The 22366-nt window shown below is 58.2% G+C and carries 23 protein-coding genes and 1 tRNA gene; 16 read left to right on the forward strand and 8 right to left on the reverse strand.

Going from position 1 to position 22366, the window contains the following annotated elements; genetic code table 11:
* Positions 1-10: 10 nt before the first annotated feature.
* Together kdpB and kdpA are read right to left on the reverse strand one after the other, a co-directional pair.
* Positions 11-2080, reverse strand: a complete 2070-nt coding sequence (gene kdpB / locus ACZ46D_RS00925) for a potassium-transporting ATPase subunit KdpB (protein ID WP_464928164.1) — start codon at positions 2078-2080, stop codon at positions 11-13.
* 4 nt (positions 2081-2084) lie between these two features.
* Positions 2085-3872, reverse strand: coding sequence for a potassium-transporting ATPase subunit KdpA (kdpA, locus tag ACZ46D_RS00930; RefSeq protein ID WP_464928165.1), 1788 nt, complete (start codon positions 3870-3872; stop codon positions 2085-2087).
* Positions 3873-4107: 235 nt separating this feature from the next.
* Between kdpA and ACZ46D_RS00935 the strand changes: the two genes are divergently transcribed.
* The 5 genes from ACZ46D_RS00935 to hemH all read left to right on the forward strand — a co-directional run bounded on the left by ACZ46D_RS00935 (position 4108) and on the right by hemH (position 9357).
* Complete coding sequence (locus ACZ46D_RS00935; protein ID WP_464928166.1) at positions 4108-5427, forward strand: PhoH family protein; 1320 nt, start codon at positions 4108-4110, stop codon at positions 5425-5427.
* 270 nt (positions 5428-5697) lie between these two features.
* Positions 5698-6783, forward strand: a complete 1086-nt coding sequence (locus tag ACZ46D_RS00940; protein WP_464928167.1) for a radical SAM protein — start codon at positions 5698-5700, stop codon at positions 6781-6783.
* Positions 6780-7817, forward strand: coding sequence for a uroporphyrinogen decarboxylase (gene hemE / locus ACZ46D_RS00945; RefSeq protein ID WP_464928168.1), 1038 nt, complete (start codon positions 6780-6782; stop codon positions 7815-7817). Before ACZ46D_RS00940 ends, hemE begins: the two co-directional genes overlap by 4 nt.
* 2 nt (positions 7818-7819) lie before the next feature.
* Complete coding sequence (locus ACZ46D_RS00950) at positions 7820-8392, forward strand: HD domain-containing protein (RefSeq protein WP_464928169.1); 573 nt, start codon at positions 7820-7822, stop codon at positions 8390-8392.
* On the forward strand, positions 8389-9357 hold the full coding sequence (gene hemH, locus ACZ46D_RS00955) for a ferrochelatase (RefSeq protein WP_464928170.1): 969 nt from the start codon (positions 8389-8391) through the stop codon (positions 9355-9357). Before ACZ46D_RS00950 ends, hemH begins: the two co-directional genes overlap by 4 nt.
* Positions 9358-9367: 10 nt before the next feature.
* On the opposite strand, the gene rodA is transcribed toward hemH, so the two are convergent.
* From rodA to ACZ46D_RS00980, 5 genes are all read right to left on the reverse strand, one after another.
* A complete protein-coding gene (rodA, locus tag ACZ46D_RS00960; RefSeq protein WP_464928171.1) occupies positions 9368-10480 on the reverse strand; it encodes a rod shape-determining protein RodA in 1113 nt (370 codons plus the stop codon).
* Between the two features lies 1 nt (position 10481).
* A complete protein-coding gene (mrdA, locus tag ACZ46D_RS00965) occupies positions 10482-12386 on the reverse strand; it encodes a penicillin-binding protein 2 (protein WP_464928172.1) in 1905 nt (634 codons plus the stop codon).
* A 21-nt stretch (positions 12387-12407) separates the two neighbouring features.
* A complete protein-coding gene (mreD, locus tag ACZ46D_RS00970) occupies positions 12408-12944 on the reverse strand; it encodes a rod shape-determining protein MreD (RefSeq protein ID WP_464928173.1) in 537 nt (178 codons plus the stop codon).
* Between the two features lie 136 nt (positions 12945-13080).
* The gene (gene mreC / locus ACZ46D_RS00975) at positions 13081-13914 is read right to left on the reverse strand and encodes a rod shape-determining protein MreC (RefSeq protein WP_464928174.1); all 834 of its coding nucleotides are present in this window, start codon (positions 13912-13914) and stop codon (positions 13081-13083) included.
* Positions 13915-14036: 122 nt separating this feature from the next.
* Positions 14037-15074, reverse strand: coding sequence for a rod shape-determining protein (locus ACZ46D_RS00980; RefSeq protein WP_464928175.1), 1038 nt, complete (start codon positions 15072-15074; stop codon positions 14037-14039).
* A 219-nt stretch (positions 15075-15293) separates the two neighbouring features.
* Here ACZ46D_RS00980 and ACZ46D_RS00985 point away from each other — a divergent pair.
* From ACZ46D_RS00985 to mpl, 3 genes are all read left to right on the forward strand, one after another.
* A tRNA-Ala gene (locus ACZ46D_RS00985) sits at positions 15294-15369 on the forward strand.
* Positions 15370-15520: 151 nt separating this feature from the next.
* Positions 15521-15700, forward strand: coding sequence for a hypothetical protein (locus ACZ46D_RS00990; RefSeq protein WP_464928176.1), 180 nt, complete (start codon positions 15521-15523; stop codon positions 15698-15700).
* Positions 15700-17169 (forward strand): UDP-N-acetylmuramate:L-alanyl-gamma-D-glutamyl-meso-diaminopimelate ligase, encoded by a 1470-nt coding sequence (mpl, locus tag ACZ46D_RS00995; RefSeq protein WP_464928177.1) that lies wholly within the window; start codon positions 15700-15702, stop codon positions 17167-17169. The genes ACZ46D_RS00990 and mpl overlap by 1 nt, the downstream gene beginning before the upstream one ends.
* Before the next feature lie 58 nt (positions 17170-17227).
* On the opposite strand, the gene ACZ46D_RS01000 is transcribed toward mpl, so the two are convergent.
* Positions 17228-17383, reverse strand: coding sequence for a hypothetical protein (locus ACZ46D_RS01000; RefSeq protein WP_464928178.1), 156 nt, complete (start codon positions 17381-17383; stop codon positions 17228-17230).
* A gap of 89 nt (positions 17384-17472) precedes the next feature.
* On the opposite strand from ACZ46D_RS01000, the gene ACZ46D_RS01005 reads away from it, so the two are divergent.
* Genes ACZ46D_RS01005 through nuoK form a run of 8 tightly spaced genes read left to right on the forward strand, consistent with a single transcriptional unit; the run spans position 17473 to position 22349 of the window.
* A complete protein-coding gene (locus tag ACZ46D_RS01005; protein WP_464928179.1) occupies positions 17473-17895 on the forward strand; it encodes an NADH-quinone oxidoreductase subunit A in 423 nt (140 codons plus the stop codon).
* Positions 17865-18362 (forward strand): NADH-quinone oxidoreductase subunit B, encoded by a 498-nt coding sequence (locus ACZ46D_RS01010; RefSeq protein ID WP_307631876.1) that lies wholly within the window; start codon positions 17865-17867, stop codon positions 18360-18362. The genes ACZ46D_RS01005 and ACZ46D_RS01010 overlap by 31 nt, the downstream gene beginning before the upstream one ends.
* Positions 18363-18364: 2 nt before the next feature.
* A complete protein-coding gene (locus tag ACZ46D_RS01015; protein WP_464928180.1) occupies positions 18365-18937 on the forward strand; it encodes an NADH-quinone oxidoreductase subunit C in 573 nt (190 codons plus the stop codon).
* Entirely contained in the window at positions 18934-20052 is a 1119-nt protein-coding gene (locus ACZ46D_RS01020) for an NADH-quinone oxidoreductase subunit D (RefSeq protein ID WP_464928181.1), read from the forward strand. Before ACZ46D_RS01015 ends, ACZ46D_RS01020 begins: the two co-directional genes overlap by 4 nt.
* An 11-nt stretch (positions 20053-20063) precedes the next feature.
* Positions 20064-21056, forward strand: coding sequence for an NADH-quinone oxidoreductase subunit NuoH (gene nuoH / locus ACZ46D_RS01025; RefSeq protein WP_464928182.1), 993 nt, complete (start codon positions 20064-20066; stop codon positions 21054-21056).
* A gap of 2 nt (positions 21057-21058) precedes the next feature.
* Positions 21059-21499, forward strand: coding sequence for a NuoI/complex I 23 kDa subunit family protein (locus tag ACZ46D_RS01030; RefSeq protein ID WP_464928183.1), 441 nt, complete (start codon positions 21059-21061; stop codon positions 21497-21499).
* A complete protein-coding gene (locus tag ACZ46D_RS01035) occupies positions 21499-22023 on the forward strand; it encodes an NADH-quinone oxidoreductase subunit J family protein (RefSeq protein ID WP_464928184.1) in 525 nt (174 codons plus the stop codon). The genes ACZ46D_RS01030 and ACZ46D_RS01035 overlap by 1 nt, the downstream gene beginning before the upstream one ends.
* Positions 22023-22349 carry an NADH-quinone oxidoreductase subunit NuoK gene (gene nuoK, locus ACZ46D_RS01040; RefSeq protein ID WP_423125454.1) on the forward strand — a complete coding sequence of 109 codons (327 nt, stop codon included), beginning with the start codon at positions 22023-22025 and terminating at the stop codon, positions 22347-22349. The genes ACZ46D_RS01035 and nuoK overlap by 1 nt, the downstream gene beginning before the upstream one ends.
* Positions 22350-22366: the final 17 nt, after the last annotated feature.

The raw sequence follows: 22366 nt of genomic DNA on the forward strand, positions 1-22366 counted from the left end.
GGATAAATCATTATACAAATAAACCGACCACCAGGTCGATAATCTTGATGCCGACAAAGGGTACGATAATGCCGCCCACCCCGTAAACGAGCAGGTTCGAGATCAGCAGCTTTTCCGCCGGCATGGGCCGGAACTTGGTGCCTTTCAGCGCCAGCGGCACGAGAAAGGGGATGACCAGGGCGTTGAAGATCACCGCCGAGAGGATGGCGCTCTGCGGGCTGGCCAACCGCATGACGTTCAAGGCATCCAGTTGGGGGTAGATGGAGAGCAAGGCCGCCGGGATGATAGCAAAGTACTTGGCGATGTCGTTGGAGATGCTGAAGGTGGTGAGGTTGCCACGGGTCATCAGGATTTGTTTGCCCACCTCGACGATGTCCAGCAGCTTGGTGGGGTTGGAGTCCAGATCGATGATGTTGGCCGCCTCCCGGGCCGCCTGGGTACCCGTGTTCATGGCCACCGCCACGTCGGCTTGGGCCAGGGCCGGGGCGTCGTTGGTGCCGTCGCCGGTCATGGCCACCATGAAGCCCGCTTCTTGGCTTTCCTTGATCAAGCGGAGCTTGTCCTCCGGCGTGGCCTGGGCCAGGAAGTCGTCCACCTGGGCCTCGGCGGCGATGGCCGCAGCGGTGAGCGGGTTGTCGCCGGTGATCATCACCGTCTTGATCCCCATGGCCCGCAGCTGCCGGAACCGCTCCTGGATGCCGCTCTTGACGATGTCCTTCAAATTGACCACCCCGAAGACCTCGGTGTCGCAACAGACCACCAGCGGCGTGGCGCCGGCCCGGGCGACCCGATCAACCACCTGGGCCAGCTCAACGGGGATGGATTCCCCTGCCAGCCCACGGACAAAGGCGACCAGGGAATCGGCTGCGCCCTTGCGGTACTGCCTTCCCGCCGTGTTGAGGCCGGAGAGGCGGGTTTGCGCGTTGAATTCCACCGGCTCACCATCACCGGGCATGGTTTGCCGGTCAAGTTGAAACCGCTGCAGGGCCAGGGCCACGATGCTGCGGCCCTCCGGGGTCTCGTCGGCCAGCGACGCCATCAGGGCTGCCTCGGCCACCTCGCGCTCGCTGTGGCGGCCCACCGGAATGAACTCCACTGCCTCCCGATTGCCGTGGGTGATGGTGCCGGTCTTGTCCAGGAGCAGGACATTGACGTCGCCCGCCGCCTCGATGGCCCGGCCGGAGAGGGCGATGACGTTTTTCTGGAAGAGCCTGTCCATGCCGGCGATGCCGATGGCCGGCAGCAGCGCGGCGATGGTGGTGGGCGCCAGACAGACGAACAGGGCCACCAGGATAGTGAGGGAAACCGGGGTTCCCTGGCCGGTGGCCATGACGCTGTAGGCCGAAAGCGGGCTGATGTTGGCGCAGACCAGCAGGAAGATCAAGGTGAGTGCAATGAGCAGCACCTCCAGGGCCACCTCATTGGGGGTTTTGCGCCGCTTGGCCCCCTCGATCAGGGAAATCATCCGGTCGAGGAAGGTTTCGCCGGGGTCGGCGGTGATCCGGATCACCACGCTGCCGGAGACCACGGTGGTGCCGCCGGTCACCGCGCTGCGGTCGCCGCCGGACTCGCGCACCACCGGGGCGGATTCGCCGGTCACCGCCGATTCGTTGACCAGGGCGGCGCCGCAGACGATCTCCCCGTCGCCGGCGATGATCTCGCCTGTTTCCACCAGGATATGGTCCCCTTTGCGGAGCTGAGTCGCGTTCACGGCGGTGGTTTTAGCGGCAGGGTTGGCGTTGGCCAATTGTTTTGCCATTACGTCGGTGCGGGATTTGCGCAGGCTTGCGGCCCTCGCCTTGCCCCTTCCTTCGGCCAGCGCCTCGGCAAAGGTGGCGAAGAGAACGGTCAGCCAGAGCCAGACCGAGACCTGGCCGGTGAACCAGGCGGGTTCGCGGCCAGTACCGGTGAGGGACATAATGAAGGTGATCACCGTGATGCAGCTGGCGATTTCCACACAGAGCATCACCGGGTTGCGCCACAGCAGACGCGGATCGAGTTTCTTGACGGATTCGATAAACGCGGCGCGGAGCAAGGTCGGATCAAAAACCGACTTCTGTTCAGGAAGATGTTTGGACATGGTTTTAGTTTACTCCCATCATGGAAAGATGTTCAACAATCGGTCCGAGGGCCAGGGCCGGGAAGAAGGTGAGCGCTCCCACGATCAGGATGACCAGGGTCAGCCAGAAGGCAAAGGGGAACTTGTCGGTGGGCAGCGTCCCCAGGCTGGGAGGAACATACTTCTTCCCGGCCAGGCCGCCCGCCATGGCCAGTACCGCCACGGCCGGAACATAGCGGCCGATCAGCATAGCCAGCGCACCCAGCAGGTTGTAAAAGTTGGTGTTGCCGGCAAGACCCGCAAAGGCGCTGCCATTGTTATTGGCCATGGAGGCAAAGGCATAGAACACCTCGGTGAGGCCGTGTGCGCCGGGGTTGGCCATGGAGGCGGTGGCCGACGGGGTGATCATGGCCAGGACGGAGGAAATCAGCACCACGATGCCGGCCACAAGGATGATAACGATGGACATCCACATCTCCCGGACCTCGATCTTCTTGCCCAGGTATTCGGGGGTGCGCCCGATCATCAGGCCGGAGACGAAAACGGCGATGATGGCAAAGGCCAGCATGGTGTAGAGGCCGGAGCCCACCCCGCCGAAGACGATTTCACCCAGCAGAATCAGGGAGAGCGGCACTAGGCCGCCCAGCGGGGTGAGGGAGTCGTGCATGGCAGTCACCGCGCCGCAGGAGGTGGCGGTGGTGGCCACCTCGAACATGTTGGTGCCAGCCAGACCGAAACGGAGTTCCTTGCCCTCCAAGTTGCCACCTATGACCCCGAGTTGGTGCAGCATGGGGGTGGAGGCCAATTCACTCCAGTGGAGCACGCCAAAGGCGACAATAAACAGGAAGAGCATCACCCCGAGGAGCGCCCGTCCCTGTCTGGGATTGCCCACCATTACCCCGAAGGTGCGGGTCAAGGCGGCGGGGATCAGCAGGATAAACAGAACCTCGATGAAGTTGGAGAGCGGGGTGGGGTTCTCAAAGGGATGGGCCGAGTTGGCGTTGAAAAAACCGCCGCCGTTGGTGCCCAGCTCCTTGATCGCCTCCTGGGAAGCCACAGGCCCCATGGGGATGGAGACTTCTTTGGCGGTCGCTCGTTCGGTGAGCGGCTTACCTGTCCGGTCCAGCATGGGGCTGCCCTGTTCGTCCAGCTTCGGCTTGTCGTAGCTGAGTGACTGGGTGAGCGGTACCGTCTTGTAGGCGCTGAAGTTCTGGAGCGCTCCTTGGGAGACCAGGAAAACAGCGCCGACCAGCGATAGCGGCAGCAGGATGTAAAGCACGGAGCGGGTCAGGTCCACCCAGAAGTTGCCGATGGTGGCGGTGGTGCGCCGGACAAAGCCTCGGATCAGCGCGATGACGATGGCCATGCCGCTGGCGGCGGAGACAAAGTTGTGCACCGTGAGTCCCACCACCTGGGTAAAGTAGCTGAGGGTGGACTCGCCCGAATAGTTTTGCCAGTTGGTGTTGGTGACAAAGCTGACCGCAGTGTTGAATGCCAGGGGCCAGGAGAGGCCCGGTAGCCCTTGGGGATTGAAGGGTAGGGCTGGCTGGGCCAGCAGCATGCCCATCAGGGTCAGGAAAAGCACCAGGTTGAAGAGTAGCATGGCCAGGGCGTAACGCTGCCAGCTCATCTCGTCGTTTCGGTCCACCCCGCAGATGCGGTAGAACAGGCTTTCGCAGGGGGCCAGGGCAGAGGAGAGGAAGGTGCGTTCGCCGTTGTAAACCCGGGCTATGAAGGTGCCCAGGGGGCGGGCCAGCAGCAGTAAGACTCCAAGCAGGCCGAAAAATTGGAGTAGGTCGTTTGGAAGAGTCATGGCAGGTTCTTTCCTTCTGATAATGTTCCGCAATGGTCCGCACGGGGCGGTGTGCCTCTTTTTCCGCTATTATAGCGTAATCGGCATCAAGACGGGGTTAAAAGGCGGTCGAAAACCATCAAGAATGTATCAAGACGAAGGTATCATTTCCCTTGCCAATAGGCCCTCGAACCGGCTACCCTGCTCGAAACAACCGGTTGTCCGCAGGCCAGATCATCCATTTCAGGAGCTGCCCTTGAAAAAATACTTTGTTGTCGACACCAACGTCCTCCTGCACAACGCTGATTCCATCACCTCCTTTGCCGACAATATCGTGGTTCTGCCCATGTCGGTCATCGAGGAATTGGACAAGTTCAAGAGCCATAACGACGAACTGGGCCGCAATGCCCGGCATGTGATCCGTCAGCTCGATGTGCTGCGTCAGAAGGGCAAATTGGGCGAAGGGGTGCCCATGGACCACGGCGGCACCCTGATGATCTATATGGAAAAGGGCAAATGCGTCGACACGGGCCTGGACATGCATGTGGCGGACAACCGGATTCTGGCCGTGGCCTTCACCCTGCTGCAAAAAGGGGAAAAGGTCATCTTCGTTTCCAAGGATATCAATGCCCGGCTCAAGGCCGATGCCCTGGGCATCGAGGTGATGGATTTCGAGAAACAGAAGGTCAACATCGATGAGCTTTACAGCGGTCAGCGGGAGCTGCTGGTGCCGGGCAGCGTGATCAACGAATTTTACCAGAAGAAACAGGTGGCCAGCGAAGGCCTCAAACTGATGCCCAATGAGTTTGTCCTCCTGCGGGACGAGGCGGATGAAAAGCACACCGCCCTGACCCGCGCCCAGGGCAGCGAAATGCTGGGGCCCCTGCACGAGGAGTACGAAACAGTCTGGAACATCCGCTCGCGCAGCAAGGAACAGCGCATGGCCTTTGAGCTGCTGATGGACCCGACCATCCAGTTGGTGACCCTGGTAGGGCAGGCCGGCACCGGCAAAACCCTGCTGGCCCTGGCCGCCGCCCTGGAATGCGTGCTCACCCTCAAGCGTTACGACCGGATTCTCGTTTCCCGGCCCATCATTCCCATGGGCAAGGATCTGGGCTACATGCCCGGCGACAAGGACGAGAAGCTGGCCCACTGGATGCAGCCCATCTTCGACAATCTCACCTATCTGATGGCCGACGGCAGCAGGCGCAAGGAGCACGAAACAGACGAATCGGCCAAGCAGAAGGTGGACAAGCTCCTCCAGGCCCATGTGGTGGAGCTGGAGGCCTTGACCTATATCCGCGGCCGCTCCATCCCCAAGCAGTTCGTCATCGTGGACGAGGCCCAGAACCTGACCCCCCACGAGGTGAAAACCATTATCAGCCGCTCCGGCGAAGGCACCAAGATGGTGCTCACCGGCGACCCCGACCAGATCGACAACCCCTATCTCGACAGCAGCAGCAACGGCCTGACCTACGCGGTGGAGCGTCTGAAAGAGCAGAAGATTCACGGCCACATCACCCTGCTCAAAAGCGAGCGGAGCGAGCTGGCTGCCGTGGCCGCCGATTTTCTGTAACCGTTCCTCAGCACCGCATCTGCTTTGTCATCGGCGGGCTCATGTGCACCAGCACACTTCGCGGGCCTCTTCCGCGCATCTGCGGCAGCAGCGAAGCGGCGCTGAGGAACGGCTGCAAGACCAAGGCTGCCGGAAATTTTTGATATCTTGGCGAACGATAATGATTTTCTCTAACAGCCTTGCTAATCCTTGCTTGTTCTTTTTTTGGCTTTGGGTATATTGTCCCAACGTGCTGGTGAGTGGCTGTATTCAACGTTGTGAGGAAGAACCATGGAATTTGAACCAAAATGGATAGCCTGGGAGATCACCAGGCGCTGCAATCTCAAGTGTGTGCATTGTCGCTCCTCCTCCGGGCTTGAGGCGAAAGGGCACCCTGATTTCACTCTGGACGAGGCCAAACGGGTTCTCGATGATATCGCCTCCTACGGCAAACCGGTGGTGGTTCTTTCCGGGGGCGAACCCCTGTTGCGGCCCGATGTGTTCGAGATCGCCACCTATGGCACCGGTCTTGGCTTGCGGATGTGTCTGGCCACCAATGGCACCCTGGTGACCCAGGAAATCTGCGGCAAAATCAAGGACGCCGGGATCAAAATGGTTTCCCTGAGTCTGGACGGCGCCAGCGCCCAGGTGCACGATGATTTTCGCTGCCAGCCCGGCGCCTTTGCCGGCACCCTCAACGCGGCCAAGCTCTTTCGCGAAAATTCCATTTCCTTTTTGATCAATTCCTCCTTCACCAAACGCAACCAGGACGAGATCCCGAAGATCTACCATCTGGCCAAGGAAATTGGGGCCACGGCCTGGTACATGTTCATGATCGTGCCCACCGGTCGGGGGGAGGATATCATGGACGAATTGATTGCCCCGGAGGATTACGAGAAGCTGCTGGTCTGGCATTACGAAATGGAAAAAGGGGAAAAGGATATCCTGGTCCGGCCCACCTGCGCTCCGAACTACTATCGGGTCGTGCTCCAGCAGGCCAAGGAAAAGGGCGATGACTATGAGCGGCGGACCCTGCAGTTTTCCACCGGCGGCTCCAAGGGGTGTCTGGCCGGCCAGCTTATCTCCTTGATCGATGTGGATGGCAATGTGCTGCCGTGCAGTTATTTCCCCCTGGCCGCTGGCAATATCCGCGAGAAATCCTTCAAGGAGATCTGGGAGAAATCGGAGCTTTTTCACGATCTGCGCAATTTCAAGGCCTATAAGGGGCGCTGCGGCTCCTGCGAATATGTCAATGTCTGCGGGGGGTGCCGGGCCAGGGCCTATGCCGTGACCGGCGATTACATGGCGGAAGAGCCTTACTGCACCTATGTGCCCATGAAGATGAGAAATCAGGAATCAGGAGAGAGGAAGCAATGAACGATACCTTTTTGAAGGCCTGCCGCGGAGAAGCGGTTGACTACACCCCGGTCTGGATTATGCGGCAGGCGGGGCGTTTTCTGCCCGAGTACCAGGCGATCCGCAGCAAATACACCTTCCTGGAGATGTGCAAGACCCCGGAGGCTGCGGCGCAGGTGACCATCCTGCCCGTGGATATTCTGGGGGTTGACGCAGCCATCCTCTTCTCCGATATCCTGGTGCCGCTAGAGAAAATGGGCGCGCCCCTGGAGTTCCATGAGAAGCGGGGCCCGGTTTTTCTGGAGCCGATCCGGGACCGGGCCGGGATGGAGAAGCTGCATGTGCCCGACCCGGAAGCGGAGCTTGGCTATGTTATGGAGACCATCCGCATCCTGCGCCGCGAGCTGGCAGGGAGGGTGCCGCTCATCGGTTTTTCCGGAGCGCCCTTCACCCTGGCCACCTATCTCATTGAGGGCGGCTCGTCCAAGGGCTACTTCCTGACCAAGAAGATGATGTACACGGATCCGGAACTGTACCGCGATCTGTTGAACAAAATCACCGACTGTACCATCGAGTATCTCAAGGCCCAGGCTGCGGCCGGGGCCCAAGCGTTGCAGATCTTCGATTCCTGGGCCGGGGTGCTGGCGCCCTGCGATTTCGCCGAGTTCGCCCTTCCTTACGTGAAGAAGATCATCGCCGCCCTCAAGGCGAGCGGCGTGACGGTGCCCATCATCTATTTCGCCAATAACGGCGCCACCCTGCTGCCCCAGTCGCTTGAAAGCGGGGCCGACGTGCTGGGGCTTGACTGGCGGATCACGATCGACGAGGCGGTGAAGGTGGTGGGGCAGAAGGTGTCGCTCCAGGGCAACATGGACCCCATCGCTCTGCTGCTGCCGCCGGCGAAGATGGAGCGGCTGATCCAGGATATCCTTGATCAGGCCCGGGGCGCGCGGGGTCATATCTTCAACCTTGGCCACGGCATAGTGCCGGAAATTCCGCCGGAACAGGCAAAGTTTTTTGTTGAGGCGGTGCATCGGCTGAGCAAAAAAGGATAGGAATGATTCCCTCCATTGCCCAATGTTTCGAGCTTATGGAGCAGTATGCGATGCTGCCCAATATTCGGGAGCATTCCGTGATGGTCAGCCGGGTGGCCGGGCTCATCGGCAGCGAGTTGGCGCGGGCCGGGAGGAGGCTATCCCTGGAACTCATCGTCAGCTCCGCCCTGTTGCACGATATTGCCAAGACCGCCACCCTGGAGACGGAGTTGCGGCACGATGAGCTGGGTCGGGAAATCTGCCTGCGACACGGCCTGGACGAGCTGGCCGAGATCGTGGCCGAGCATGTTGTCTTAAAAGGCGGTGCCCCGGAGCGCTGCACGGAAAAGGAAATCGTCTATTACGCGGACAAGCGGGTGCTCCACGATGAAGTGGTCACCCTTGAGGCGCGGCTCGACTACATTATCCACCGCTACGGCAACGGGGACGAGGATCTCCACGTCAGAATCCGGCAAAACTTCTCCCAGGCCCACGCCATTGAAGAGCGTCTTTTTGCCGAGCTTGATTTTTCCCCGGAGGAGCTGGGGGAACGGCTGGGCAGGGATCTCTTTCTGTTGGAGGCGTTTCCGCGATGAGCGAACCAGTCGGCGTCATTCTGCTCAATCTCGGCGGCCCTGAAACCCTGGCCGATGTGGAGCCGTTTCTGGTCAATCTCTTCTCCGACCGCGAGATCATCCGGCTTTCTCCCTTTCCCTTTCTCCAGAAATTCATTGCCGGACGGATCGCCGCCAAACGGGCGCCGAAGAGCCGGGAGGCCTATCGCCTGATCGGCGGCGGCTCGCCCCTTACGCGAATCACCGGGGAGCAGGGCAGGGCGCTCGAAGCGGCCCTGGCTGCGGACGGCCGTTTCGTGGTGCGCATGGCCATGCGTTACTGGCACCCAGGGGCGGAGGCGGCCCTGGCGGAATTCGCCCAGGCCGGGGTCCGTCGCATTGTGGCCCTGACCCTCTATCCCCATTATTCCCGCGCCACCACCGGTTCATCCCTGGATGCGCTGCGCCGGGCTGTGGCTGCCTCGGGGCATGCCTTCGAGCTTGCCGAGGTGAGGGAATGGCCGGAGCAGCCGGAGTATGTTGCGTGTCTGGCGCAGGGCATTCGAGAGGGGCTGACGGGATTTGGCAACGAATCGGTGCAGCTGGTTTACAGTGCGCACAGCCTGCCGGTTTCCTTTATCAGGGAAGGCGATCCCTATCTGGATCAGATCAAGCGGACCATCGCGGCGGTGGAAAAAATTACCGGCATGAACGGGCGGCTCTGTTTCCAGAGCCGCAGCGGGCCGGTGGAGTGGCTTTCCCCTTCCACCCCGGAGATGCTGGCGCAATTGGCCGGAGAAGGAGTGAAAAATGTTCTGATGGTGCCGATCAGTTTTGTCTCCGATCACGTGGAGACTCTCTACGAGATCGACATCCAGTATCGGGAACTGGCCGAGTCCTTAGGGCTGCGTCTTGAGCGCACGAGCTCCCTCAACACCAGTCCGGCGTTCATCCGGGGGTTGCACACCCTTGTCTCTGATTCCTGTCGGCAAAGAGGCTGGCTGTAACTTGCAGTGATCAGCTGGAGCCCATGTAGCGGCGCATCCGGATATTCATCAGGAGGCCAAGGCCTGCCAGGTTGGTGAGCAGCGAAGAGCCGCCATAGCTGATAAGGGGCAGGGGCACGCCCACCACGGGCATCAACCCCATGACCATGGCCAGGTTGATGAATGCCTGCCAGAAGATGAGCGAGACCACGCCAAAGGCAAGCAGCACCCCGAATTTATCCCTGGCGGAGATGGCGATGTTCAGCCCCCAGAGGATCATGAAAAAATAGCAGACCACCAGAAGGGCAGAGCCGAAAAAACCCCACTCCTCGGCCCAGACCGAAAAGGCGAAGTCGGTGTGCCGTTCCGGCAGAAAATCGAGCTGGCCCTGGGTTCCTTTCAGATATCCCTTTCCGAAGATCAAACCGCTGCCCACGGCGATTTTTGACTGGATGATATGGTAGCCTGTGCCCAGGGGGTCGTTTTCCGGATTGAGAAAGGTTTCAACCCGTTGGCGCTGGTAGGGTTTTAGGAAGAATTTCCAGGCGATGGGGATGATGGAAAGCCCGCCGCACAAGAGGGTCGCCAGGGTGGTCCAGCGGAGTTTGACAAACAGGGTCATGGAAATAAAGATGAACCCCAGCAAAAGACCGGTGCCGAGATCGGGCTGTTTGGCGATGAGGATGAAGGGCAGGCCGGTCAGCAGGGCCGGGACGGCCAGGTCAAGCAGGCCGAAGCCTTTCCCGGTTTCTTTGCGATAATAATAGCTGGCCAGGGTGATAACCAGGATGAGCTTGGCCGGTTCTGAGGGCTGGAGGCGGAAAAAACCGAGATTGATCCAGCGCTGGGCGCCAGCAATGGTTCTGCCGAAGACCAGAGCGAAAAGGAGCAGAAGGATCATTCCGACATACAACGGGTAATTCAGGGTGAGCAGCACCCGGTAGTCGATGCTGACGATGAGCAGGAGGATGGCTGCGCCGAACAGGTAATAGGTGAGTTCCTTCAGGTAGAGCGGGGCGCCCACATTGGTGTAGAGATGGGTGGAGCTGTAAATGTTGGCCAAGCCGATGAGGGCGACAACAAGCACGGCCCCGATCAGAACCCAGTCGACATTAAGCAGCAGGCGGCGGTCAAAGCGTACCATGTTATTCTTCCTTTTCATCCTTGGCAACCGGGGGCGGGGCTTCCTCCGTCGCAGTCTTCTTCCCGTTTTTTAGATCGAAATATTTTTTGAACACGGCCTTGGCGACAGGGCCGGCTGCGGAACCGCCGTGCTGGCCGTGCTCCACCAGGACGGTTACGGCGATCTCCGGTTTTTCCGCGGGGGCAAACGAGGTAAACCAGGCATGGTCCCGGTATTTGTAGGGGATGTTATTCCCGCTCAAGCCTTCGTTCTGGGCGAGACGCACTACCTGGGCTGTGCCGGTCTTGCCGCCGATGAGCACATCCGGGAGTGCCACAACCTTGGCGGTGCCGCCCGGAGAATTTACCACCCCGACCAGGGCGTCCTTGATGAGCGCCAGGGAGTGGGCGGAACCGAGAATCTTGCCATCGCTGATCGGGGCAAAGGTTTTGAGGACTCTGCCGTCCGGAGCCGTGATGTTATGCACCATCTGGGGCCGATAGAGGGTGCCGCCATTGACCACGGCGGCGGTCATCCGACAGAGCTGCAGGGGGGTGGTCAGCACATAGCCCTGACCGATGGCGACCGAAAGGGTTTCCCCTTCCTGCCATTTTTCCTTGTAGCGTTCCTGTTTCCATGCGGTTGAAGGAATCATTCCGCCTTTTTCATGTTCGAGCTCGATCCCGGTTTTCTTGCCCAAGCCCAAGCTGTGTGCGTACTTGGCGATATTGTCGACCCCCAGCCGCATTCCAACCGAATAAAAATAGACATCGCATGATTCGACCAGGGCTCGGTGGAAATCCACCGTCCCGTGGCCGCCTTTCTTCCAGCAGCCGTACCTCCGGTTGCCGAAGTTCAGGGAGCCGCCGCAGAAGAAGGTGGCGTCAGGGGTGATAACTCCTTCGGAGATAGCCGCCAGGGCGGTGATGATCTTGAAGGTCGAGCCGGGCGGATATTGCCCCTGGATGGTTTTGTTGAGCAAGGGGTTGAGCGGGTCGTTGAGCAGCTTGTTCCAAGCAGAGGTCGAAATACCACCGACAAATTCCTGGAGGTGCAGCGGTGGGGTGCTGCACATGACCAGCAGATTGCCGGTGTTCACCTCCATGACCACCACGGCTCCGGCCTTGTCTCCCATGGCTTCTTCCGCCGCGCGTTGCAGCTCGATATCGAGGGTCAGGTGCAGGTCATTGCCTGGGAAAGGCTCCTGCAACTGCATTTGGCGCTGTTCAAAGCCGTGGACGTCAACCTCCAGGTAGTTGCGGCCTTTTTCGCCCTTGAGAAACTCTTCAAAGACCTTTTCAATCCCCTGTTTGCCGACCTGATCGCCGCTTTGGTACTTGGCGTAGCGTTTTTCCTCCAGCTCCGCCGGACTTATTTCGCCAAGGTAGCCGACGAAATGGGAGGCAAAGTCGCCGTAGAGATAGTCCCGGGAAGGCATGACCTCGATGTGGACCCCGGGAAGCAAGAGATGTTTGTTCTCTATGGTGACCAGGGTTTCCCAGTCGATATCTTCCTTGAGTCTGGTGGGCATGTAGCGGGGATTTTCGGTGGCGGCCCGGATTCTGTCCAGCAGCACGGAAACATCTTCCTTGAGGATTTTGGCGAGATCCTTGATAACCGCATCGGGGTTGGGCGCGTCTTCCCGGCTCCAGACTACATTGAAACGGGGGCGGTTGGTGATAATCGGCTGGCCGGTCCGGTCTAGGATATTGCCGCGGGGGGCGGCGATAGTTTGGATACGGATGCGGTTGATCTCTGAAAGTTTCGCGAAATCATCGCCACGGTAGATCTGGAGATACCAGAGCCTGGTCAAGAGCAGGGCGGCGGAAAAGATAATCACAGCCATGGCGATATCGATCCGTTTTTTGAGCATCTTCAGCTCGGCGGGATCGATCTTGTTTATTTTGGCAAGGGGACGTGGCGGCATGGTTTTTGAGAGGGCTCCTGGCTACATCCGGTAGCGATTTCCTGTTTTTGCACGGCGAAATGGATTGTTCGCATTCTTGCTGTCAAAAACCGTGGTGAGCCAATGGAAAAAATTGAAAAAAGGGATGCAGATAACCGAAAGAATGAGGACCTGCAGGATTTCATTGCCCCAAGCCCAGTACAGTCTGTTCTCCGGCGACAGGATCGAGGTGAAGATAAAAATGCTGCTGGCGGTAAAAAGATAGCTTAAGGCAACCAGCGGGATTTGATGAATCGACTCATTGATGGCCAGGTGTCTGGAGATAACCTGGAGAACAAAGAAGAGCACGAGGTAGATCACCGGGTGGAGACCGAGAAAAACCCCGGAGAAGATATCCATGATCAGGCCAAACAGCAGGGCCAGCACCGCACCCTTGTAGACATCGAGGTAGGTGCCGAGAAAAACGATAAACAAAAACAACAGGTTGGGCCGGCCAAACCATTCCGGCAAGGAATGGAGCAGAGTGGTCTGCAGGATGAGGAGGATGGTCCCTGAGAGAAAAAGAAAACTTAGAACCATTGGGCAAAGGTCTGGGTTTTGGTTGGAGGAAACAAAGGACCTGATTTCGCCTGGAGCAGGGCCGGGGTTGCGAAGGATCGCGCCGTGTCCTGCATGGAAAGGGTCATTTTTGGGTGATTTGGGTGGGTGTGCAGCATTATTTGGCCAGCGGATCCTTTTTCATGACAATAATCAGATATTCAAGCTGGGAGAAGTCCGCGGAGGGCTCTATCTCAATTTCCTGAAACATTCCCCGGCCTGCCTTTTCGACCTTTGATACCGTGCCGATGGGCACACCTTTCGGGAAAACGCCGCCGATCCCGGAAGTGACGATTCTGTCGCCTTTCGCCACCTCGTTGTTTTTGAGCACATACTCCATGTGGAAGCCCGCACCGCCTCCCTTGATGATTCCCTGAACCCTGGTCCCCTGAACTAGGCCGTCGAGGGCGCTATTGGGGTCGGTTGCCAGCAGGATCTTGGCAAAATGGGGAGAGGTGTTTGTGACCTGACCTACAACGCCTTCCACCGTTACTGCGGGCATGCCTGCCTGGACTCCATCGCTGCTGCCGCGGTCAATAATGATGGTCTTGAACCACTGGGAAGGGTCCACCCCGATAATTTCGGCGGTAAGGGTGGGGGTCGGGAGGGTTTCTTTCATCTCGAGAAGTTTTGCCAGCCGGACATTGGTTGCCACGGCTTCCCGGTATTCGTTGTTCACCGCCTTGTGTTTCTGCAGCTCTTCCCGCAAGCGGGCGTTTTCCTCCCGGACATTGATCAGCGCGGAATAGTTATGCCAGCCGTTTTTGAAACTCCCGGTTATCCGGGTTATGCCATACTGGGCCGTGCCGATGACTTCAAGGGCTAATTTATGGGGGGCGTTAAACTCCTGACGGCCCACCGTAGAGACAATCAAAATAATGAACAGGGTGAGGAGAAGGCCGAAAAAAAGAAAGAGTCTGATCTGCCTGGCGCGTTTGTTTTTTTTCCTCATCTCGGACTCTGGAAATAATTGTATGTCGCCATATTTTTCTCAAAATGAAAGGGAGGAAAGCTGCGCCTATTGCTTTTGAGCAATAAAAAAACCAGGGTCACGGGCCTGGAAGGGCTCTCATCTTAGAGAGTCATTACCTCTCTGAGCAGCTCGATGTGTTCCAGGGCCTTGCCTGAGCCAAGCACCACGGAGGAAAGAGGGTCTTCCGCAATAATGATCGGCAGGCCGGTTTCCTCGGAGAGCCTTTTGTCCAGATTGCGCAGCAAGGCGCCGCCGCCGGTGAGGACAATGCCCTGATCGACGATATCGGCGGAAAGTTCCGGCGGGGTGAGTTCAAGGGCCATTTTGACCGCCTCGATGATGGCATCAACCTGTTCGGTGATGGCGATGCGGATTTCTTCCGAGGTAATGGTCAGGGTTTTCGGTACACCGGAAACAAGATCGCGGCCCTTGACCTGCATGGTGTCGTAGGGCGGCTCGGGCATGACATCGCCGATGGTGGTTTTAATGACTTCGGCGGTGTGTTCGCCGATGGCCAGGTTATGTTTGCGTTTGATGTAATGGAGGATGGCTTCGTCCATCTTGTCGCCGGCCACCCGCAGGGAGCTGGAATAGACAATGCCGGCCAGGGAAATCACCGCCACCTCGGTGGTGCCGCCGCCGATGTCGACCACCATATTGGCGGTTGGCTCGGTAATGGGCAGACCTGCGCCGATGGCCGCAGCCATTGGCTCTTCGATGAGGTACACTTCGCGGGCGCCCGCCGATTCAGCGGATTCCTTGACCGCCCTCTTTTCAACCTGGGTGATACCGGAGGGAACGCTGATGATGATGCGGGGATGCACCAGGGTGCGGCGATTGTGGACCTTATTAATGAAGTAGCGCAACATGGCCTCGGTGACTTCAAAGTCGGCGATGACGCCGTCCTTGATCGGCCTGACCGCAACAATATTGCCGGGGGTGCGGCCCAGCATCATCTTCGCCTCTTTACCCACGGCCAGAACCTTGTTGGTGCGGGCATCCTTGCGGATGGCAACCACCGAGGGCTCCCGTAAGACAATGCCTTTGCCTTTTACGAAAACCAGAGTGTTGGCAGTTCCCAGGTCAATGGCCAGATCGTTGGAGAGCCATCCGAACAGCGAGTCAAAGGGTGAGAACATAATTCAGTTACCTCTACGTTTTATTAGAATGCCTTTAATTTCCAGAGAGTTATGGCCATCGAAAAAAATCTTCCAGACTGTAACAGACTCATCTGGCCTTGGCAAGAAAAATGGCGGGGATTTTTAGGGAGAAAACGCTTGACATCCAATACGGCGGGTGGTATTTGAACCAGCGTGTCCGGCGGGTTTTCGTTGCCCGGCACTTCTTTAAGACAATGTGGGGCTGTAGCTCAGCTGGGAGAGCGCTTGCATGGCATGCAAGAGGTCCGCGGTTCGATCCCGCGTAGCTCCACCATTTTTTTCCGCAAATGCACCCTTGGGAAGGGCTTATCCGGTTTTTCTCAACGGGTCAGCCTCTGCCAGCCTTAAGAATTGGCCTTCTTCGTGTATGGCAGAGGTTTTTTCTTGATTTCCCCCCTTGGTGTCCCTCTCCTCCGAGAATTCTTATGACTCAATCCGCTAAAACGCCCGAGCCTGCGCTGAAGCCTGTTTCCGAGGACGCCATTCTCAAGGTTTCCAAGGAGATCGTGGTGAAGTTTATCGAGGTGGGTCGGCTTGCGCCGGGCAATTTTGACGAGATGTTCCGCGCCATTTACCAATCGGTGCGGAATACGGTCCGGTCCTGATGATGTCCGTTTCCCCGGTGGGTCTCGATCCTGCCCTCAACCGCTTCCCTGAAACAATCAAGCACATCCACCTCATGGGCATTTGCGGCACCGGGGTGGGCGCTCTGGCCGGCATGCTGAAAAGCGCGGGCTTTACCGTGACCGGCTCGGATCAGCAGGTCTATCCCCCTATGAGTGATTTCCTGGCCGGCCAGGGTATTGGTGTGCAGTCCGGCTACTCCCCGGACAACCTTGAGCCGCGTCCGGATCTGGTGGTGGTCGGCAATGTCATCCGGCGGGAAAATCCGGAAGCCCAGGCCTTGGCCGAGCGGTGTATCCCCTATGTTTCCTTTCCCCAGGCCCTGAGCCATTTCTTTATCCGCGACAAGACCTCTTTGGTTGTTGCCGGAACCCATGGCAAGACCACAACTTCTTCACTCTTAGCCAGCCTGCTTCGCGAGATCGGGGCGGAGCCGAGTTTTATGATCGGTGGTCTGGTCCAGGCCTTTGGCCGGAATTTCAATGTGGCTGAGGGGAGATATTTTGTTGCCGAAGGCGATGAGTATGACACGGCCTTTTTCGACAAGGGGCCCAAGTTTCTCCATTATCGGCCGCAGATCGCCATCCTCACCAGCATCGAGTTTGACCACGCCGATATCTACGCGGATCTTGCCGCCATCAAGACCTCCTTTGCCAAGCTCGTCGCCAGTATGCCCCCGGATGGTTTTCTGGTGGCCTGCTGGGATGACCCGGTTGTTCGGGAGGTTTGCCAGGGGGCCGGGTGTACGGTGGTCGGCTACGGCTGTTCCGAAGAATGCGACTGGCGGGTGACTGATCTGCTGGTTCGCCCGGAATCTACCTCGTTTCAGGTCAGCAAGCATGGCGTCCCCTTTGGCGGTTTTGAGAATGTCCTGCCCGGGCGCCACAATGCGCTCAACGCCCTGGCCGTGATTGCAGTTCTTGATATCCTGGGTTTTGCCCAACAGGACGTGGCCCAGGGCTTGCGAAAGTTTCAAGGGGTACGGCGGCGGCAGGAGGTGCGTGGCGTGGCGCGGGGGGTGACGGTGATCGACGATTTTGCCCATCATCCGACGGCAGTCCGGGAAACCCTGGCTGCTCTGGCTGCTGCCTATGCCGGCCGTCGTCTGCTGGCTGTTTTCGAGCCCCGAACCAACTCCAGCCGACGCAAGGTCTTTCAGGAGGCCTACGCCTCTGCCTTTGATGCCGCGACAGAGGTTTTGGTGCGCGAGCCAGCCCCCCTTGCCAATATCCCGGAGGCCGACCGGTTTTCCTCCCGCCATTTGGTGGAGGATCTGGCAAGCCGCGGCCTGGGCGCCAGGTATTTTTCCACTACCGAAGAGGTCCTTTCCTATCTTGATGGCAGCGCCCGCGAGGGCGACGTGGTGGTCATCATGTCCAATGGCGGGTTTGACAACATCCATCAGCGGCTTCTCGAGTTGCTGGGTCGGACTGTTCCCGCACGGATGTAAAAAAAACGATAAAAAAAGCGCGGGCTAGGTAGTTGTCGCCACAGTATTTATACCTTGGCTAACGATTTGAATTTGTGTCTATTTCCAGTCCTTTCCTCCCGCAGGCCCAGAAGAAATCCAGGCCTGAATCTCTGCTTTTAACTTCTTGAAAAAATGGAAAAAATAGGGCTTTTCCGCCTTGTTTTTTGGCGCCTTGCTTTTTCTGAATACCCATTCAGTATTTGCTTGACATCGATTTTTGATAGGGCTATTTAGACCGGAAGCTATTCGCATAATGCGCTTCAACCTAAGGAGCATACAGTCGTGGAACAGCAGGCAACTCTTGATCTTCTCTATGTGGCAGCCTTTTTCTTGGGCGGCCTGGGCTTTGCGGTGGGGCCGTTTATTATCGCCCTCCTCCTTGCCCCCCGGTCCACCAGAAACACCCAGGGGAAAACAAAACAGCTTATTGAATGCGGCATGGAGCCCATCGGCGACGCCTGGATTCGTTTCGGCATTGTCTATTATCTCTATGCCCTGATGTTTGTGGCCTTTGCCGTGGACATCCTCTTTTTGTTTCCGGTGGCGCTCGTCTATAACAGGGCAGGGCAGGCCGGGTTCAATATCGGCGACCTCCGGGCTTTTCTCGAGATCCTGATCTTTGTCGGAATCCTGTCATTGATAATCATCTATGCTTGGAAAAAGGGAGTGTTCAAGTGGGAACGCAAAATATACAACCCGCGATAGTTCAGTTTGCCCAGCTTGACAAACTGCTTGCCCTGGGAAGAGCCAATTCTCTCTGGCCCATGACCTTCGGTCTTGCCTGCTGCGCCATCGAGATGATGGCCACCGGCGCCTCCCGCTTTGATCTGGCCCGGTTCGGCGCTGAGGTGTTTCGGCCCTCCCCCCGTCAGTGCGACGTGATGATTGTCGCCGGCACCATCAGCAAGAAGATGGCCCCTGCCGTGGAAACCCTCTACGACCAGATGCCCGAACCCAAATGGGTCATCGCCATGGGCAACTGCGCCATCTCCGGCGGCCCTTTTGTTTTTGAAGGCCAGTACGGCATTGTCGAGGGCGCGGATAAATTGTTTCCGGTGGATGTCTTCATCCCCGGCTGCCCACCCCGGCCCGAGGCCTTGATCGAGGGGATTTTAGAGCTTGAAGAAAAGGTGACGGGTTCCCGCAGATGGCCAAGAGTGGAGGTGGGTTGATCATGAACTGTGGTGCGATCAAACAGAAACTGGCCGTCATTGGGGCTGAAGCAATAACCGAAACGGAGTATGCCCGCAAAGGCTTTGCTCTGGACGTGCAGGTTGCCCCCCATCAGCTTGTCGCCGCAGTCTCGGTGCTGGACGCGGAAGGATTTTTCATCGAGGCTGTTACCGGCGTGGACTGGTTGGGTGAGCAGGCTGCCCTGCGCAAAGATGCGGAGGCAAAAGCCGCAGCCGAGGCCAAGGCCAAAGCTGAGGCCGCCGCAGCTGCGGGAGAAGAACCGGCCCCAGCCGCAGTGCCAGCCGAACAGAGCGAGCTTCCTGAAGACGCGCTGGAGGCGGTGTACGATTTCAATCATTACGAATCGCTTTGCCGGGTGACGATCAGAACCCGGGTGCCCCGCAGCAAGCCGGAGGTCCCCACCATTTCGCAGGTCTATCCCGGGGCCAACTGGCATGAGCGGGAAACCCATGATTTTTTCGGAATCACCTTTGTCGGCCACCCCTATCTAGTGCCATTGCTGTTGCCGGAAGATGCTGATTATCATCCCCTGCTGAAGGATTTCCGCCCATGAGTCCCTTTGCCGAAAGTCAAGCCCGTGAAACATTTGTCTTAAACCTCGGTCCGCAGCATCCTGCCACCCATGGGGTTTTGCGGGTCAAGCTGACCATGGACGGCGAGTACATCGTCGAGGCGGAGCCGGTTCTGGGTTACATCCACCGCATGCACGAGAAGATGGGGGAGAACCGGACCTGGGCTCAGTTCCTGCCCAACACCGGCCGGATGGACTATCTCCACGCCCTGGCCTTCAATCATGGCTATGTCGCGGTGGTGGAACGGGCTGCAGGCATTGAGGTGCCGGAGCGGGCTGAATACCTGCGGGTGATCACCTCCGAACTGAACAGGGTTTCCAGCCATCTCCTCTGGTTTGGCGCCTTCATCCTGGATTTGGGCGGGTTTTCCCCGCTGCTCTACGCCTTTGACGACAGGGAACATATCCTGGACCTGTTGGAATCGGTGACCGGTTCCCGCCTCACCTATTGTTATTTCCGCTTCGGCGGGGTGTACAACGACATCGATGAAAATTTTGTCGCCGGAGCCCGCGCCTTTATCAAGCGGTTGCGTGAGCGGATGCCCATGTACCATAATCTGGTGACCAAGAACATCATCCTGATGAAACGACTCCAGGAGGTCGGCCCGATTTCTGTGGAGATGTGCCGCAAATACGGGGCAACCGGCCCGGTGTGCCGGGGCTCGGGCATCAACTTTGATGTGCGCAAGCACGAGCCCTATTCCATCTACCCGGAAATGGACTTTGAGGTGCCGGTGTACGAGCAGGGCGATTCCATGGCCCGCTACATGGTGCGGATGGACGAGATCGAGCAGAGTCTGCGCATTGTGGAACAGGCGCTGGATAAACTGCCCGAAGGCCCGGTCATGGCGGAGAAGGTTCCCAAGATCCTCAAGCCTGCCAAGGGCGATTATTACCATGCCGTGGAAACGGCGCGCGGCTCATTCGGCGTGCGGGTGGTCAGCGACGGGAGCAACACCCCCTATCGCCTGAAACTCCGTTCCCCAACCTTTTCCAATTTGAGCCTTTTCGGCGAGGCCTGTCGGGGTATGCTGTTGCCTGACGCCCTTGCCCTGATGGGAAGCCTGGATTTGGTCATCCCCGAGATAGACAGGTAAGGAGCTTCGTTATGTATGTGGATCCTGAAATAATACGGCTGCTGGCATTCCTTATTGGAGTCATCGCCTTTGCCGCCCTGAACGCCGCCTACCTGGTCTGGCTGGAACGGAAAGAGGCCGCGCACATCCAGCGGAGGATCGGTCCCAAGGAGGTTGGTCCCTTTGGCCTGTTCCAGCCTCTGGTCGACGGCATCAAGCTGATGACCAAGCAGCTCATTGTTCCGGCCGGGGTTGATCCCGTCCTGTTCAAGATTGCCCCGATCCTGGTCATGGTCCCGGCGATCATGAGCTTTGTCACCATCCCCTTCAGCGACACCCTGGTGGCCAGGAATCTCGACATCGGCCTGCTTGCCATCTTTGCCTTTGCCTCGGTGAACGTCCTCGGCCTCCTTCTTGGCGCCTGGGGTTCGCGCAACAAGTACGCGGTTATCTCCGCGGCCCGTGTGGTTTCCCAGAACGTGGCCTACGAGATTCCCATGCTGGTCACGGTGGTGACCCTGGTGATGATCAGCGGCACCATGAATCTCAGTAAGATTGTCACCCTGCAGATGGGCGGCTTCTGGCACTGGAACATCCTCAACCTTTCCGCCAGCCCCCTGATGCCGGTAGCCTTCCTGATCTTCTTTGTCTGCATGCTGGCCGAGACCAACCGCGCCCCCTTCGACATGGCCGAGGCGGAGAGCGAGCTGGTGGCCGGCGCCTTTACCGAGTACTCGGGCATGGGCTTTGGCGTCTTTTTCATGGGCGAGTATGCCAATATCGTCATCGGCGCCAGTGTGGCGACCATCCTTTTCCTGGGCGGCTGGGATTGCCCCTTCGGGCTTTTTCCGGGGGTGCACTGGTTCCTGATCAAGATGTATTTCCTGATCTTCACCGTCATCTGGATCCGTTGGACCTTTCCTCGAACAACCTTTTATGGGCTGCTCAATCTTTCCTGGAAGATTTTGATCCCGATCTCCTTTTTTAACCTGATTCTTACCAGTGCCATGTTGAAGGTGTTTTAACCATGATCGACTATCTCAGAGAGATTATCAGCGGGACCTGGAGCCTGTTTGTCGGCCTGGGGATTACCATCCGGTATTTTTTTCAGCCGGTGGTGACGGTGCAGTATCCGCACCAGACCTTGCCCATGACCCCGCGCTTTCGGGGCCATATCGAGCTGGTCAAGGACGAGGAAACCGGCGAGACCAAGTGCATTGTCTGCGGCATGTGCCAGAAGGCCTGTCCCTCGAACTGCATTACGGTGAATGGCGAAAAGCGGGAAGGGGTCAAGGGCAAGGTGTTGACCGAGTACACCCTGGATTTCACCAAATGCAGTCTGTGCGGGCTCTGTGTCGAAAGCTGTCCGACCGCGGCAATCACCTTTTCCAAGGATTACAGCCTCGCGGGCGTCAGAAAGGAAGCGTACATCTTTGATCTCAAAAAACGTTTGGAGGCAAAGAACTGATGGTGTCCCTGTTCTCGATGGAAGGCCTGTCCGGCCTCTTATTTTTCGCTTTTATCGGCATCACCCTGGCCGGGGCCCTGATTGCCACCTCCGCCCGCAGCCTGATCCGCAGCGTGGCTGGGCTGGCCCTCTCCTTTCTCGGGGTGGCCGGGCTCTACTACTATCTCAACAGCCCCTTTGTCGCCCTGATGCAGATCCTCATCTATGTCGGCGCCGTCTGCGTCACCATCATCTTTGCCGTGATGCTGGCCGAGTCTTCCGAGCTCAAGCAGGTGACCCGGCGCAACGTGCTGGTCGGCCCCCTGGCCTTTCTGGTCAGCGGGCTTCTGGTTTTTGCCCTGGCTGGGTTGGCCTTGAAAACAGAATGGCTTGCGGCCCCCTGCCTGGTCAATCGCGGCACGGTTGAGGATCTTGGCCAGTCTTTGCTCACCACATACAGCATGAGCTTTGAATTGATTTCCGTGGTCTTGCTGGTGGCGGTGGTCGGCTCGCTGGTTCTGGCCCGGGCTGGGAGGGATAAATAATGGAGATTCTGGTGCTCAGTAACAGTCTGCACACCTATCTGGTAATCGGCGCCCTGCTTTTCGGCATCGGCTTTTACGGTCTGGTGCAGCGCCAGACCTTTATCGGGATGTTGATCTCCGCGGAGCTGATCTTGAGCGGGGCCTCCCTTAACTTCATGGCCTTTAACCGTTTTCTGGCGCCCGACCCCACGGTGGGCCAGGTCTTTACCCTGTTCATCATGGCCATTGCCGCTGCCGAGTGTGCCATTGCCCTGAGCATAATCATCGCCGTCTATCGGAACTACAAATCCATCGACACCGAAGATGTCGTGGATCTGCAAGGTTAGAGAGAAAGGAATAAGGG

Source organism: Thiovibrio sp. Mzg5, assembly GCF_055379285.1.